The sequence below is a fragment of the Saccharicrinis aurantiacus genome (genome assembly GCF_947489045.1).
GTDB classification, from domain to species: Bacteria; Bacteroidota; Bacteroidia; order Bacteroidales; family Marinilabiliaceae; genus Saccharicrinis; species Saccharicrinis aurantiacus.
Genome location: NZ_CANLCN010000002.1, coordinates 280530 through 295007 on the forward strand (window position 1 = coordinate 280530; position 14478 = coordinate 295007).

The window sequence follows — 14478 nt, forward strand, 5'->3', positions numbered from 1 at the left end:
TTAGTTATGCTAAATTAATTAACCAAATGTCCAAAACCTTTTTCCTTCAACCACGTTGGATTAAAGATTTTACTCAGGTATTTAAAACCACTATCGGGCAGTACAGTTACAATTTTAGCAGGGCCTTCCATTCTTTTGGCAACTTCTAGAGCCGCCCATACATTACCGCCGCTTGATCCTCCTACCATCAGGCCTTCTTCACGAGCAAGTCGCTGTACCATAGAAATGGCTTTCTCATCATTAAAAGCAATGGCTTCGTCTACCAAGTTAAAATCCATGGTTGCACAGATTTTAGTTTTACCAGCTCCTTCAACATGAAATGGAGTTATATACGACAAGTAATCCTCTTTACCCTCAAAGTATGGTTTGTAAACAGAGCCTTCCGGATCGGCCAAAACAACGTTTATATTCGGATTGTTTTCTTTTAATCGTTTTGCAACTCCTGATATGGTTCCACCCGTTGAAGCAGAAGCTACGAAAGCATCAATATTCCCATCCATATCATCCCATATTTCCTTTCCTAAGCTCATGTAATGGGCCTCTGGGTTATTAATGTTGTTATATTGATCGACGTGATAGTAGTCTGGACTTTCAGCCGCCTTAAGAGCTGGGAATTTTCCGTATGTCAATTCAGGCTTAACAATAACTTCGGCACCATATGATCTTATTATTGCAATCTTTTCTTCACTACATTTATCCGGAACAAAAATAATTGATTTCAATCCCATACTAGAGGCAATCATTGCTACAGAAGCACCTGTATTGCCTGAACTTCCCTCAACAAGCGTAGTATTTTTATTAATTTTGCCTTCTTCAATCCCTTTTTGAACCATGTAAGCAATAATACGATCTTTAGTACTGCCCGTAGGATTCATATACTCCAATTTTGCATATATCTCCACACCTGGTTTTGGATCAAGTGTTTTTAAATGCACCATATTCGTTTTCCCGATCAGGCCTAATGCTTCAATTTTTGACATAACAATTCATTCTCTTTTTTATAATAGTCCGCAAAAGTACAATAATATAAATTAGAACTTATGACATTTACTTGGGTTATACTTAAAGCCATGAGGAACAACATGTTGTTGTGACAAGTAAACAAAAGGAGTGTAAGAAAATATGAACAAAATAAAAAAGCACTTACAAAACTAATTGTAAGTGCTTTATTTCCAGTGGGCCCACCTGGGCTCGAACCAGGGCCCACCTGATTATGAGACATGAAAATTTTGGTTTAATATGGTTTCATTCGGTTTGATATGTATTGATACTTAAGTAGTTATGTATTTTATTACTAACTTTGATAGCATATAAATGTTAAATCCATGTGCACATAGTGTGCACAATTTAAATATGTGCTTTGTTATGAATACTAATATTGTTCTGTCACTCGACAAGCGTCGCCAGAAAAAAGATGGCACTATGCAGATAGATTTTAGACTAGGTCATAATAGACGCACAACTGTAATTCCATCTGGTTATCACATACATAAAATTGGGTGGGATGAGAAAAAACGTAAAATTAAATCTAGCTATAAATCTATTGATAACACTACGCGTGCTAATAATTTACTTGAGAAAACTAAGGCAAAATATATTGATGATATTACCCAGCTTGCTGAGAAAAATGAACTCAATCAGCTATCTGTCATTGAATTGAAAGAATGACTAACTCATAAAATTACTGATCAGAGCGTTTTTAATTATACTGCTAAAATTATAGTTGAACTTAAACAGCAAAACCGAATTGGCAATGCTAGGAGTTATGAGAATTGCCTGCGTGAGATGAAAGTATTCCGCAATAAACGTGATTTGAGTTTCAATGAATTGAATTATAGTTTTTTAGAAAAATTTGAAACCTACTATTTAAGAAAGGGCAATAGCCTTAATGGTTTGGCGGTTTATATGCGGACCATTCGCGCGATTTATAACAAGGCAATAAAACAATCAATTGCATCACTAGAGACATATCCATTTGCTAATTATACGATCAAGTCAGAACCAACTAAAAAGCGCGCTATTTCAATGGATGCTATTCAAAAAATCGTAGCATTAAAATACGAGCCAGAGAATGTGTTATTTAGAACTCGCAATATTTTCTTGATGAGTTTCTATCTTATGGGTGCACCATATTCTGATTTAGCCCATTTAAAGGTTAGTAATATTATTGATGGTCGCGTGCAATATAAGCGACAAAAGACAGGCAAGTTTTATGATATTAAGATCACTGAAAACCTCTCAGAGATAATTGATTATTACAAAACAAATAAGGACAAGGACGATTATTTACTACCAATTATCAAACGAGATAGTTTAGATGAGCAATATCGAGATATCATGTCTCAACGTAGATTATATAATAAACAACTGCGTAGAATTGCCAAGGATGCCGAAATAGACGAACATTTAACCAGTTATGTGTCTAGGCATTCATTTGCCAGCATAGCCAACAATATGGCTGTGCCAGTCACCGCAATATCTGAAATGCTAGGTCATCAAAAATTAACCACTACTCAAACATATTTAGCCAGTTTGAATAAAGAGATTATAGATGATTACAATGCTAAGATTATTGGAGGGTGATGTTTTTATTATTCATCACTATTTTCTATCCTCACTTATTTTTAATTCATTCTCTAATAATACATCTCTAAGTTTCTTGTATTCAAAAGCATCATTTAGGCTGTCTTTTAATTCATTATTTAACTGTAAATCCTTGAGGCTTCTATACTTAAGAACTTCACTCAGACTGTTTTTTAATTGACTGATAACTTCTTGGCTTTCATTAAAAGTACTATCGTTAATATTAAGCGCTCTCCCAAGATCACCTAGGGAGTTCTTGTATTTGTTATCTAATAAGAAATTTGACAATCGATTTTTATATTTTGTTGTATGATATGGCTCACTTCTTTCTTTATTAATTAAATCTATTTTTATTTGATCTGTTTCATTTTTAAGATCATCAGTTGCATCTACATGAAACTTATCTGACATCATTTGAATAAAGCTTTTAGTTGTTATTGAACTAAACAACTGTCCTGTTTCACTATAAAACTCTTTAATTAACTCTTTGCGTGCGCCAAGATCTTTTCCATTTAACTCTATAACCCAATCTTCTTTTCGATCATCAGATATGAACAATATGTCTGTTTTCTTTTCACTTGCTAAACGCATGAGTTCTTTCCATATAATTAAGTCACCATATTTAAACGGACTTGGTTTCTTTTCGTCTTTATACCCTGGTGGGATTTTATTTAAAAAACGTTCATCTCCTTCCTTAAAAATTGCTTTTTTATCATCTAAGGACAGTTCAGCAGTGATTTTATCACTATACAGATCAGTAATTTCCTTTAGAATTGGATCATCTCTATAAATATAATTGATATCAACATCGTCCATAAACTTATCTATACGAGCAGATATTTTTGTGCGAACATCTATTATGTCATTTTCTATCTCTTTCCTCAGATCTTCTTCATGCCTAAGTATACGTAAAGAAGAACATTCAGCTGAACTTTCAATACTATTCAAAAGAAAGTCATGTTGCTTGTCTATGAACTTTTTGAGATTAGATTTAAATGAAGAACGATCGGTAATCAGAGCATGTCTATTTTTATAAAACTCAGCCCCAATCTGATGGGTTAAAAACAATCGATCGTTAACATGAGAGAGTATTTCTAGATATTTTGCTCTTGGATCTTTACTATACCTATAAAGGTTTAGTAATGAATTTGTATCAAGTACTATTAAGGCGTTATTATATATGTTCTCTTCATGTTCACCAATATGATATTCTATAAAACTTTTTTTCATGCTTTCCCCCTTAAGTAGAAGTTGATATTACTTCAAGACAGGTAAAGCATTGTTTAACTTCTATAGACTGACTATATCAGAATAAGATCTGTGTTTCTTCATAATAAAATGTAATAAAACGACAATTTTCCTATAAAAAGCTGTTCTTGGGTAAAGTTATAATTTCTGACTAATGAAGGGTATCAAATATAAAAAAATCATCGAAAATTACTCAATTATTAATGGGCTGTGCAAACATTGTTTCGCACAAATGTGCGTCTGAGGATTTCGAAGACTAAAAGCACTGCTTAGGGAAGATGTCTGTAGATAAAAATTAATTCTAAAAAGCACTGCTTAGGACAAGATTTCAGATTGCAAAAGCACTGCTTAGGACAAACTTTCAACAGAGCAAAAATGGATTTAAAAAATCAATATTTTAAGAGTAAACTTCACTAACACTAATCAAATAATTCTGGTAAATATTCTGGGTTATGCAGAATAATAATTTACACATTTGTGCGTCATATCCTTAATATTTTTTTCTCATATTTTTAAAGAAGAAAGAAAAAGGACAAAAAGAAAAAAGAACGATGCTTTTTGTTAGGCAAAGCTGTTTTTGCTTGTCATAGGTTTTTGAGTTAAAAATTTTCTCTCCTTTTTTTTGTGAGAGAGAAAAATTTTTCACCAAAACCCAAAGGGCTCGACCTTGACTAGTTAAAACTGCGCCTACCTTCGCATAGTATTTTTTATTGGCTTGATTTAGCTCTATACTTTTGGTTTTGGCTGTTTGGCTTATCAGGGATAGTCATCTCAATAACGCCTGCCTCAAGTGCTGGTTTTAGATAGTTATTTGTGAAATTATTTCTGTCTTTTAGGCCTAGTTTTTCTTGAATTTCAGCACGAGAGATTTCTCCATCCATGATATTTAATACATCTTGGACTTGCTGGGTCACTTGCTGGGTCACTTGCTGGGTCACTTGCTGGGTATTTTCTTCAACTTGTGATTTTTTGAATGTCATGCGCAGGAAATTATCCGAAAATTTAAAGTTATCCTTTGGATATGTCTCTAATATCCTCGGTATACCTGAACCCAATTGCTCAACCATATCGAGGTCTTTAAATACTCGCATTAATTCCTTATTTCTTGGAAGTGAGTAGCCCTCAAAGAATTCATCCTTTGATAATCCTGATACCAAGCCACCAGCAGAAGTTATTTCCAACCTATCATCATATATTTCAAATTGAGGAGATGCTTCATTTGAATAGTCATTGTGAATAATTGCGTTAATCACCGCTTCACGTAGGGCGATAGGATTCCACAAACGCTGTTCTTGACGTTCTTTTGAAGTTATTTTGGTGATTGTTTTATTTTCAAGCTCAAGCTTATCTAATACGCTTTTAGTGGCTTTGATTAGAGAGCAATGCCCATATTCATTTCTCTCAATTAATTCGACTTTATTAGTTCCCTTATATTTAGCAACTTTGATTGAGTTGCCATTTTCATCAGAAAGTAAGTAAGCTACATAGTTATAACTATCATCTTCAAGTTTTAATTCTAAATTATCAGCAAACTTATCATTCAGGGTTTTACCCACAGAGTCATAGTAAATTCGTAATTGTTCAAATGCTAACTTTTGCTTATTAGATTTCATCTTACCGATAGAATGTCTTGTTCGAGATGAAAATAAAGTTTCTATCATTGCGATAGTCATTGGTTCTGATGCTGTTCCAATACGTATAAAGCAGCCTTTTTCACTCATACCATTTTTCTTTAGATAATAAGGCTTGTCTGAACCACTAGCTATAATTAGTTTAATGACATCTTTACCATCAACAGTTTCTCGAACAATATCAAATAGCCCCATACATGATGGTGAAATATTATTCTTTAGGCGGTCTTTAATTTTCAACATCTCGCCATCGGCAGAGTCAACGCCAACTGATGTTCCATCATCAGCAATGCCAATATATATCATACCTCCTTCACGGTAATTCAAGAAAGCAACAACTTCTTTTTCAAGTCCATCGGTTAGTTTTTCTTTTAATTCAACTCTATTTGATTCTTGCATATGATTTGGCTTTTTGTTATCTGGAAATATATAGTAGCAATATTATATATATTACAGTGATACTGCAAGTATGATTATCATTAATTCTGTGCGTATTTATTTATCAGAAATGTATTATTCTTGAGTGTACTATTAAGTCATTAGTCGAGGTATTGATATGTACAGAGAATTTAAGAATGATAATTTTATTGAAGTTGAAAAGCTGGAAACAGCAAAGATGCAATGTGCTGAAATTATTAAACGTGCCAGTAATGATAATCAGAAAAAGTTACTGCCTATATATGAACGTCTTGAGCGTGAAATTTCACAACGTCAAAAACAAGAAGATTTGTTGAGCAAAATCCTTAACCAATAAACTTTACTTTTTTACCTATTTGTGCTAGTCTCATTTATAGCTTTATGAGCAGACTAAGGTCAAAAAATGTACAACATTATTTATGGGCAATTTGAAAATAATACTGTAATTACAACTATTTACGATGTTTATTTTATTTCCATATGACCGCCCCGGAGCACCATTTTTTAATGGTGTATCTATACAGTCAAAATCATAAAGCCTAGCAAATTCAAGTGTTTGTGGGTTATTTTTTTATGTGCGTAATGCGTGGTGCCCTCATATTGCTAGAATTTGTACAACATTTTGTACAACAAATTGGGTAACAGCATATGGGACTTACTATTAGAAAAGGCTATTATTATTTTGTCAAACGTGTACCTCCGTATATGGAGAAATACGAAAATAAAAAAGCTATTAGATTTTCTCTTAAAACTAAAAATAAATTTGAAGCAATGAAAAAGGCTGTAGCTATTGAAGAAGAGCTATTGCAAGTATGGGCTCAGTTTAAAAAAGCTCATGGTAATATGCTAGAATTTCATTCTAAGGCAACAGCTATAGCTCGCAATCATGGATTTTCTTATAAAAGCTGTGAAGAGCTTTCTATATCATCACCAATTACAGAATTAACAAAACGTCTTGATATAGCATTTAAACATTTGGGTAAACCAGAGGTTAGTAAAGCTTTACTTGGTGTTGCGAAGACTTCATCAATATCATTAAAAAAATCAATTGATTTATTCTGGACACAATGCAGCGATAGATTTGCCAATAAGTCTGAACACTAAATTAAAAAGTATAAAAATCCACGAAACTTGGCTCATAAGGAATTTGTCAAGCTTATCGGTAATAAGGGATTAAAGGAAGTTGAGCGTGCGGATATCTTAAAATTTCATCAGCATTTAATGCAGGCTATTGCTGATGGTATGAGTGCTGATACGGCAAATAAGAAAATGCGATATGTGAAGGATATTTGCAAAACCGTTTCCAAAGCCAAAGAAATTCCATTTAATGAGAATGAGCTATTCAATGATACAAGGTTCAAACTAACCAAACGTTCAAGACCTCCATTCGAAGCCGAATATGTGCAAGATAAAATTATTCCAAGTTTAGATAAGCTAAATGATGATGCAAAATACTTAGTATACGCAATGGCAGATACAGGGGCACGAGAAGGAGAGTTGGTTGGACTAGAGACAGAGGATATATTCTTAGATGAGCCGATACCATATATCTATATTAGACCAAAGGAAAAGAGGGAGCTTAAAACACCACATTCAGAGCGCAAGATTCCATTAGTCGGCACAGCATTACATGCATTTCAAAAAATGCCAAATGGTTTTACTAGATATAAACATGCTGATTCTATTTCTAATATCGTGAATAAGCATATAAGGGATAATAACTTGAAGCCAACAAGCTTTCATACATTATATTCGTTACGCCATACATTTAAAGATAGACTGCGTGATATTGGCGCACCTGAGGAGGTGATTGATCAAATGATGGGTCATAGCTCCAATAAACCTAAATATGGACGAGGGCATAAGTTAGAGACAGCACAAATGTGGTTGCAGAAGATTGCTTTTACTCCCCCTCTATAACTATAAAATAAAAAATTGCTAGAAGATTAAAACCTTGTGCGCATGGTGTGCACAAAATAAAAAAGCAGTTACAACTTAATGTAACTGCTTGATTTCCAGTGGGCCCACCTGGGCTCGAACCAGGGACCACCTGATTATGAGTCATTTCTTACTTCTTTCTGTTGATTGCTCTTTAATTTCCTATGTGCTGTATAACTGTTAGTTACAGTGTATTTGCTTATTCTTTTTAACTCTTATTTGTTGTTTTTATAAGCCTTTGTATGTATATTGTATGTATGAATATAATTCATAACATACTTATAAAATAAGACTTATAGACTATGATAGGCGTAACAACATCTGTAATTTTGGATAAAAGAATTCAAAAAAAAGATTCAACCTATGCTGTTAAACTTAGGGTTACACATAACCGTATTCAAAAGTATTATCCAATTAATGTATCCTTAACCATTGATGAATGGGACAAAGTGCATGCGGAGAAACCACGTAAAACCTACAAAGACCATTTACTATATTTTAATGAAGTTGAGTTAAAAGCACGAACAATTATAAAAGATATACATCCTTTTACGTTTGCTGCATTTGAAAAGAAATTTAATGAAGCCCCTCGTTCTACAATTGATGTATTTTCAGCTTTCCAAACCTATATCGAAACTTTATTAAAAGATGGTCGAGTAAGCACTGCAGAGAGTTATAAATGTGCACTAAATTCACTTAAGAAATGTCAGGAAGCTAAAAATAGGAAGAAGTTAAATTTTTGGGATGTTACACCTGATTGGTTAAAAGATTATGAAAAGTGGATGATTGCAAGTGACAAATCTCGAACAACAATCGGAATATACCTGAGAAGCTTACGTACCATCTTAAATAATGCAATTGCTAATGGACATTTAGATCGTGACTCATATCCTTTCGGAAAAAGAAAGTATCAAATCCCTGCCTCCAATAATAAGAAAAAAGCTTTAACTATTGAGCAGATTGGTCAATTAGTGAAATATGTACCCGAAAATAAGTATGAGGCTAGAGCTCGTGATTTATGGTTGTTTAGTTATTTAGCCAATGGAGTTAATGTGAAAGATATTGCACGTTTAAAATACAGTAGTATAAGCAATAACAAAATCCATTTCTATAGGTCAAAAACAGAACGAACAACCAAGCACGATTTAAAAGAAATTACGGTTGTCATTCTTCCCGAAATCGAAAATATAATTGATAAATGGGGTGTTAAACCAATAGAAGCAGACAGCTATATTTTCGGATTTATAGATAAAGAGGATACCCCAGAACAGGAGTTAGTAAAAGTAAAAAGCGCAACTAAATCAATTAATAAGTTTATGGCGCGTATCGGTCAAAAATTAGAACTCCCATTCAAACCGACCACCTATTTTGCACGCCATTCATTTGCAACAGTATTAAAACGCTCCGGTGCACCAATAGAGTTTATTAAAGAAAGTTTAGGTCACAAAGATCTAAAAACAACCGAACATTATTTAGATAGTTTTGATGATGACTTTAAAGAGTCATTCCAAAAAAAACTATTAAATTTTTAACTTAGCACTAAAGTCTATAACCTAATTTTATGCAGTATAATACAATCGAGGGAGTCTTTGAAGAAAAGTTTTATACCATTTTCAACCAAGCTACCCAAAAAGCAGAGCACGATTTTAATGTAAATTATCTGCATAAAATAAAAAATAAAACCCAGTTTGAGCAATTTAAGTTTGTATCTGAAAAGCACGAATTACTCGATGAAAAAGTAGACGATTTAAACCCATTTTATACCGAAGACTACGAGAATAGCGATTCGCTGCTCAAGGCATTTGCCGCTAGATCATTTATTTTAAGAATTGACGAAAGTGAAATGCTCTGGGATAGCATCTATTACGGTGCTCTTAAATCAAAATTAGCGCGTTTACTATTTGATGTAAAAGATAAAATTCCACCATATACGTATCAGGAATTTTTAAATGGAAAAAACTGCCCTTATTTCTTAGAGCTCGATTACTTATATCACATAAGCAAAGAAGACTACTACGCCATTAAACGTTGGCAAGTAGATAAGTTTATTGAAGTTATCGCATTTGAAACACAAATATTAATCAAGCTTTTACAAAAAGAATTAGAAGCAGAATTACGCCCTCAAGATTATTTAAACCAATTAAAACATTTCTACGAAACCAAAATAGAAGGACAATTATTTGAAGACCCCAAACACCTGATAAGTAAATTAGAGCAACTCCCTTTTTTGAAAGGATGCAACTTCGGTGCTTTAGTAAATCCACATGCACTAAGCGACTTTAACAAGTTCTCCGAGGATATAGTGTATTGGGGCAAAATCACTCCCTCAAACATCAAACACATAAAAGTCCTGATGCAGCATAAGCCAACAGCTGCATTCTCACCAACCTATACTTTATTTTATTCCATTAATAAAGTAATGCTTTGGGTTGATGATGCTCTAACATCGGGTAATTTCTTTCAATCAATAGATAAGCCTGATCTTGAAAACCTGTTTACAAATACACGTCAAAAAGCCCAACAATCTGCTAGCAAGAAAATAAAGCAATTATCCAAAGGTTATTCTCGTTTATCTGGTACCGATAAAAAACAACATTTATATGATAATTTAGAAGAATTACGCCATGAGCTAAATGAAGAAGGACAATTTCAAAACTACTATCAGGTTATTCGTGATGAATTAGTTTTAAAAGATGCCTTTATCATTAATGTATTTATGAGTAATCAGATCAATAACCATGTTCAACAGTTAACCAAAGCATTAGTTATTCAAGAGTGTATAGAACATTTTTGGTCAACTTGGAATGAGCTAACAGGTAAGGTGCAAATTAGTATGATTGATAAACGAACGCACGATCTTTGGGAAGCAATGAAACTTGTAAAAGAAATGCCGTTCGATTTCTTTTTGTATAGAAGGGTTAGGGAAATACTTGATAAAACAATGCTTAGTTTTGAGATGTTCCGGATACCTATGGATTTCATAATACGCAATACTGAAGAAGCAATGCGCGATTTATTCTTCGATTGTATCGAAAACTTATCTACACATTTATCTAAAAGTCCTATACCTCACAAAGATGCCTACATTAGTGCAAAATTAAATGATTTAAGAATTCGTCAAATAGAGTTGAAAAGATATCAAGGTAAATTCAATGAAAAGTCAGAAGACTCCTACACAAGAATATTTCAGGATTATCTCGAAACACAAAAACAATACATTAACGATGTTAGAAATATCGATTTCACACCAATCCTCAATAGCATATCCAGTGCGCAAGTCAAGCAGCTACCCGAGAAAAAAACATTTACCTTTGGCTTAAGACCTACTCCCAAATCTTTATTAAGCCTGATTGAATCACTATCATTTCAACTCAATTTTTTAAATACAGATTTATCTACAGCTCATGACTTATACAATGTGCTTAGTGCCAAAAATACTTTAGAGCTCGATATCGAAATACATTTTGCCTGTTATACCAATCAGCTGGCTTATATAATTGATAAACTTAAACCATACTTTAAAAATTTAAGCCCCACTACAATTGGTCATTCAGGTCTCTTTTACACCAATCGTGGAAACCCACTTAAAGCTCAAAACCTATATTCAAACAAAGTTTCTAATCCAGCCAGTAAAGCAAAGATTGACAACATTTTTAAAGATTTCTAATTAAAAACAATGAGATGTATGAGATATCTCACACTCACCTAATACTTCCGTTGCTGTCTTAGTAGCTACAAATTACTTTTGAGTAAACGTTCAAATAAAGGACTTGCGCAAGTCTCATTACTTACTTCAAAAGATAAAAAAATGAGTCAGGAAGAATTAATAATGGTACGATTAGATACCATTGAAAAAAAAATTACTGAACAAACCATAGCTACAAAAACAGTTTTAAACCTTAACGAGGCAGCTTTATTTCTCGATTTAAGCAAGAGCCACCTCTATAAATTAACATCGCAAAAACGTATTCCCCATTTTTGTCCAGAGGGTAAAAAAATATACTTCTTACGTGATGATATGCAAAACTGGTTGCTTCGTAACCGTCAAGAGGAAGAACAAACAGTGCAAGAGCGTGTCAGCTCATTAACCATTGGAAATAGGGAGGGGTAATATATGCAGGAAGTATTATTATTGGTAAAAACCATCCGTTCAGATATCCATTCATTGCAATCTAAATTAGATAAGTTTGCTAAAACCCATACACAGCAACTTAAAGAGGAATGGATCACAAAAGAAGAAGTGATGTCAATACTTAACATCAGTCCTCGTAAGCTACAAACCATGCGCGATAATGGCACATTACCATTCTCTCAAATAGATGGAAAAATGTATTACCGTACAGCTGATGTCGAAAACCTTTTAAAGAAAAATTATAGCAGACGATGAAAACAAGCTGCCTGAGCATTCCTGGTTCAATATGCTGCCATGCTGTACAAAAAAAGTGTATTTCAGAACTTCAATTGTTTTGTTGGCTAAAACTGCAATGTAGCGGTCATTTCAAAATCAACAATCAATTGTTAGATAAAGCATACAGAGAGTTGTCCATAACAAAGCCAACCTTTAAAAAGAGAATAAATAACCTTCTAAAATGGCGTTGGATTGGATTGAATAGTAAATCAGGTAGCTATCACATCAATAGTTTTAAGGTATTACACAATCGTTTAAATGATGCAACTATTATAAGTGTCCAATGGCAAGGCTATAATTATAACTCCTTTAAAGGATTTGTACAGGCAGTAGCATTATATGTTGTGGCACGTAAAAAAGACTATTACGAAATTACACAGGCTAAAGAAAACGGACGGAGAGTTGTTGCTGTCGGAATGAAAAAAGGACGTTCCAGTTTGAACGGCTACCTTCCGTCCTTCTCTTTACCTATACACTATGTAGCAAAGAAACTAAACATCACACCAAGTTACGTATCCAAAATGAAAGATGCTGCAAAATGCACTAAGTATATCCATATACGTAAACAAAAGCAAGAGATAAAAGACAGTGTAATGCAATCGAAGAAAGCACGTAAGTTTCACCCTGATGCACACAAATTTTTCTACAAAAATGGCAAACTATACGAACAACTACCCGATAAAATAACCTTCTTTTTTATTGCCAAACGCAATCGCAGATTAAAGCACAATTAACCTACAATAGTAAAACGTATCTTAAAGGATAGTATAGTTATACAGTCTCATCTAATTGTAATTATAAAATGATAACAATATATTTTGTACATTCGCCTGTATGCGAATCAATCAATAGTTCGTTTTATATGGCTTCTAAAACAAATCTAAAAGTAAAAGAGAACTATACCCTATATAGTAAATTACTGTCTGAGCGCAAATCTGTTTTCTCAGAAGTCATTGAAATTAATGAGATAGGTAATAATGCCAATACCTTGTCTAGGCAAGAGGTGCTAAAGCATAAAAGCATTTCTGATAATATGGTCTTAATAGTAGATGTTAAATATAATAACCATAACTACTTTCAATTTAAACTACGTTATAAAGATTATATTCCTCAACCATTCTTTCGTTTTGATAGCGATGGAGAAACACATCGTAATAGAGTAACTGGTATTCCTCTAGGCGAGCAATCAATAACTACACCTCATTTTCATAAATTTAATAATGATGGTTTAGAGATTGCATTCAAAACAGATAAACTAATTAACAAAGAAGAAGCTAAAGCTTTAGAAGATATCAACCTATGTATTGCGCATTTCTTTCAAGAATCAAACACTAGGTTAAATGCAGAAGATTATCCAATAATAAAAGTGTCCCCTAATGAATTAGGTTTGACATTTAATAATAATGATCCGAATCAAAATGTTACGTTCCCATGAATTTAGTTCCGTTATTCAAAAATATAAAAACAGAGTTCAATGCCTTGTGGAAATATAAACAAAGAGGTGATACTTTAGAGGTAATTTGTCCTTATGCAACAACACAAAATAAATTTGTATCAGTATTTCTCACTAAGCAGGGTAACGAATTTGTTATAACCGATGGTGCTTGGGTAAATGGAGGTGTTTATAACGAAGTGGGTTTAAGCGATGAACCTTGCTTTGTTAAAGTATTGGAGCATTTTAAAATCACTTACGATATTAAAGAAATGCAAGCTAGTAATGGTAACACGTATTATTATTTGAAAACATCTAATGCAATTAATATTGCTTCAAAAGTTTTTGACTTATCAACATTTATTCAAAATGTACTGAGTGTTGCTGATATAACATTCGAGAACAAGAAAGAAAAAGAAGCAGTTAAACGCTTTGCTTCAAAGGCAAATAATTTCTTAAAATCATTTATTTCAAGCGATAAAATTCGTGTAAATGAATATTTAAATCCAGATAAAAAAGAGTTAAAATTCAATGCTCTATATTACAACACACCAAATAAAATAACGCTGATAAATTATATAACTGGCAGTACAAATACACACTTTTCTAACAGTATTTTTAAGGCCAACACTTTGTTCGAGATGGCAGAGGAATCATCAATGAAAAGTCATATAACTGCCAAATTATCTATAGTTGATACTGTAGCATTAGGTTATAGCCTTGAAAAAAATGGCCATTATCTATATCATTTACAGAAGCATACCGCATCCAAAATAATTAATTGGGACGAACGTAAAAAACTCCAAACATTACTAAATTAG

The 14478-nt window shown here is 33.1% G+C and carries 15 protein-coding genes; 12 read left to right on the plus strand and 3 right to left on the minus strand.

The window, feature by feature from the left end:
- Positions 1 to 14: 14 nt before the first annotated feature.
- On the minus strand, positions 15 to 980 hold the full coding sequence (locus QMO11_RS04315) for a PLP-dependent cysteine synthase family protein (RefSeq protein WP_075603206.1): 966 nt from the start codon (positions 978 to 980) through the stop codon (positions 15 to 17).
- A gap of 385 nt (positions 981 to 1365) precedes the next feature.
- Between QMO11_RS04315 and QMO11_RS04320 the strand changes: the two genes are divergently transcribed.
- Positions 1366 to 1668, plus strand: a complete 303-nt coding sequence (locus tag QMO11_RS04320) for an Arm DNA-binding domain-containing protein (RefSeq protein ID WP_282036183.1) — start codon at positions 1366 to 1368, stop codon at positions 1666 to 1668.
- Between the two features lie 12 nt (positions 1669 to 1680).
- Positions 1681 to 2583, plus strand: coding sequence for a tyrosine-type recombinase/integrase (locus QMO11_RS04325; protein ID WP_282036287.1), 903 nt, complete (start codon positions 1681 to 1683; stop codon positions 2581 to 2583).
- Positions 2584 to 2601: 18 nt separating this feature from the next.
- Here the strand turns inward: QMO11_RS04325 and QMO11_RS04330 are convergent, their stop codons facing one another.
- Together QMO11_RS04330 and QMO11_RS04335 are read right to left on the minus strand one after the other, a co-directional pair.
- Positions 2602 to 3813, minus strand: a complete 1212-nt coding sequence (locus QMO11_RS04330; RefSeq protein ID WP_282036184.1) for a PIN domain-containing protein — start codon at positions 3811 to 3813, stop codon at positions 2602 to 2604.
- Positions 3814 to 4538: 725 nt separating this feature from the next.
- The gene (locus tag QMO11_RS04335; protein WP_282036185.1) at positions 4539 to 5861 is read right to left on the minus strand and encodes a Fic family protein; all 1323 of its coding nucleotides are present in this window, start codon (positions 5859 to 5861) and stop codon (positions 4539 to 4541) included.
- 157 nt (positions 5862 to 6018) lie between these two features.
- Between QMO11_RS04335 and QMO11_RS04340 the strand changes: the two genes are divergently transcribed.
- The 10 genes from QMO11_RS04340 (at position 6019) to QMO11_RS04385 (ending at position 14478) form a co-directional block, all read left to right on the plus strand.
- Positions 6019 to 6216, plus strand: a complete 198-nt coding sequence (locus QMO11_RS04340; RefSeq protein WP_282036186.1) for a hypothetical protein — start codon at positions 6019 to 6021, stop codon at positions 6214 to 6216.
- A 311-nt stretch (positions 6217 to 6527) separates the two neighbouring features.
- Positions 6528 to 6983 (plus strand): DUF6538 domain-containing protein, encoded by a 456-nt coding sequence (locus QMO11_RS04345; RefSeq protein ID WP_345741843.1) that lies wholly within the window; start codon positions 6528 to 6530, stop codon positions 6981 to 6983.
- Between the two features lie 27 nt (positions 6984 to 7010).
- Positions 7011 to 7799: a tyrosine-type recombinase/integrase gene (locus QMO11_RS04350; protein ID WP_282036188.1), complete on the plus strand. Its 789-nt coding sequence runs from the start codon at positions 7011 to 7013 to the stop codon at positions 7797 to 7799.
- A 320-nt stretch (positions 7800 to 8119) separates the two neighbouring features.
- Positions 8120 to 9349 carry a site-specific integrase gene (locus QMO11_RS04355; protein ID WP_282036189.1) on the plus strand — a complete coding sequence of 410 codons (1230 nt, stop codon included), beginning with the start codon at positions 8120 to 8122 and terminating at the stop codon, positions 9347 to 9349.
- 29 nt (positions 9350 to 9378) lie between these two features.
- On the plus strand, positions 9379 to 11484 hold the full coding sequence (locus QMO11_RS04360) for a DUF6617 family protein (protein WP_282036190.1): 2106 nt from the start codon (positions 9379 to 9381) through the stop codon (positions 11482 to 11484).
- 141 nt (positions 11485 to 11625) lie between these two features.
- The gene (locus tag QMO11_RS04365) at positions 11626 to 11928 is read left to right on the plus strand and encodes a helix-turn-helix domain-containing protein (RefSeq protein ID WP_282036191.1); all 303 of its coding nucleotides are present in this window, start codon (positions 11626 to 11628) and stop codon (positions 11926 to 11928) included.
- 3 nt (positions 11929 to 11931) lie between these two features.
- Positions 11932 to 12204 (plus strand): helix-turn-helix domain-containing protein, encoded by a 273-nt coding sequence (locus QMO11_RS04370; protein ID WP_282036192.1) that lies wholly within the window; start codon positions 11932 to 11934, stop codon positions 12202 to 12204.
- Positions 12201 to 12959 carry a hypothetical protein gene (locus QMO11_RS04375; protein WP_282036193.1) on the plus strand — a complete coding sequence of 253 codons (759 nt, stop codon included), beginning with the start codon at positions 12201 to 12203 and terminating at the stop codon, positions 12957 to 12959. Before QMO11_RS04370 ends, QMO11_RS04375 begins: the two co-directional genes overlap by 4 nt.
- Positions 12960 to 13027: 68 nt before the next feature.
- A complete protein-coding gene (locus QMO11_RS04380; RefSeq protein WP_282036194.1) occupies positions 13028 to 13660 on the plus strand; it encodes a hypothetical protein in 633 nt (210 codons plus the stop codon).
- Positions 13657 to 14478, plus strand: a complete 822-nt coding sequence (locus QMO11_RS04385) for a hypothetical protein (RefSeq protein WP_282036195.1) — start codon at positions 13657 to 13659, stop codon at positions 14476 to 14478. The genes QMO11_RS04380 and QMO11_RS04385 overlap by 4 nt, the downstream gene beginning before the upstream one ends.

Bases quoted from the DNA above. Each gene is read 5' to 3' on its own strand.
- QMO11_RS04345 (WP_345741843.1), top strand. From the start codon at position 6,528: ATGGGACTTACTATTAGAAAAGGCTATTATTATTTTGTCAAACGTGTA.
- QMO11_RS04320 (WP_282036183.1), top strand. From the start codon at position 1,366: ATGAATACTAATATTGTTCTGTCACTCGACAAGCGTCGCCAGAAAAAA.
- QMO11_RS04330 (WP_282036184.1), bottom strand. From the start codon at position 3,813: ATGAAAAAAAGTTTTATAGAATATCATATTGGTGAACATGAAGAGAAC.
- QMO11_RS04315 (WP_075603206.1), bottom strand. From the start codon at position 980: ATGTCAAAAATTGAAGCATTAGGCCTGATCGGGAAAACGAATATGGTG.
- QMO11_RS04385 (WP_282036195.1), top strand. From the start codon at position 13,657: ATGAATTTAGTTCCGTTATTCAAAAATATAAAAACAGAGTTCAATGCC.
- QMO11_RS04360 (WP_282036190.1), top strand. From the start codon at position 9,379: ATGCAGTATAATACAATCGAGGGAGTCTTTGAAGAAAAGTTTTATACC.
- QMO11_RS04375 (WP_282036193.1), top strand. From the start codon at position 12,201: ATGAAAACAAGCTGCCTGAGCATTCCTGGTTCAATATGCTGCCATGCT.
- QMO11_RS04370 (WP_282036192.1), top strand. From the start codon at position 11,932: ATGCAGGAAGTATTATTATTGGTAAAAACCATCCGTTCAGATATCCAT.
- QMO11_RS04380 (WP_282036194.1), top strand. From the start codon at position 13,028: ATGATAACAATATATTTTGTACATTCGCCTGTATGCGAATCAATCAAT.
- QMO11_RS04335 (WP_282036185.1), bottom strand. From the start codon at position 5,861: ATGCAAGAATCAAATAGAGTTGAATTAAAAGAAAAACTAACCGATGGA.
- QMO11_RS04365 (WP_282036191.1), top strand. From the start codon at position 11,626: ATGAGTCAGGAAGAATTAATAATGGTACGATTAGATACCATTGAAAAA.
- QMO11_RS04355 (WP_282036189.1), top strand. From the start codon at position 8,120: ATGATAGGCGTAACAACATCTGTAATTTTGGATAAAAGAATTCAAAAA.
- QMO11_RS04340 (WP_282036186.1), top strand. From the start codon at position 6,019: ATGTACAGAGAATTTAAGAATGATAATTTTATTGAAGTTGAAAAGCTG.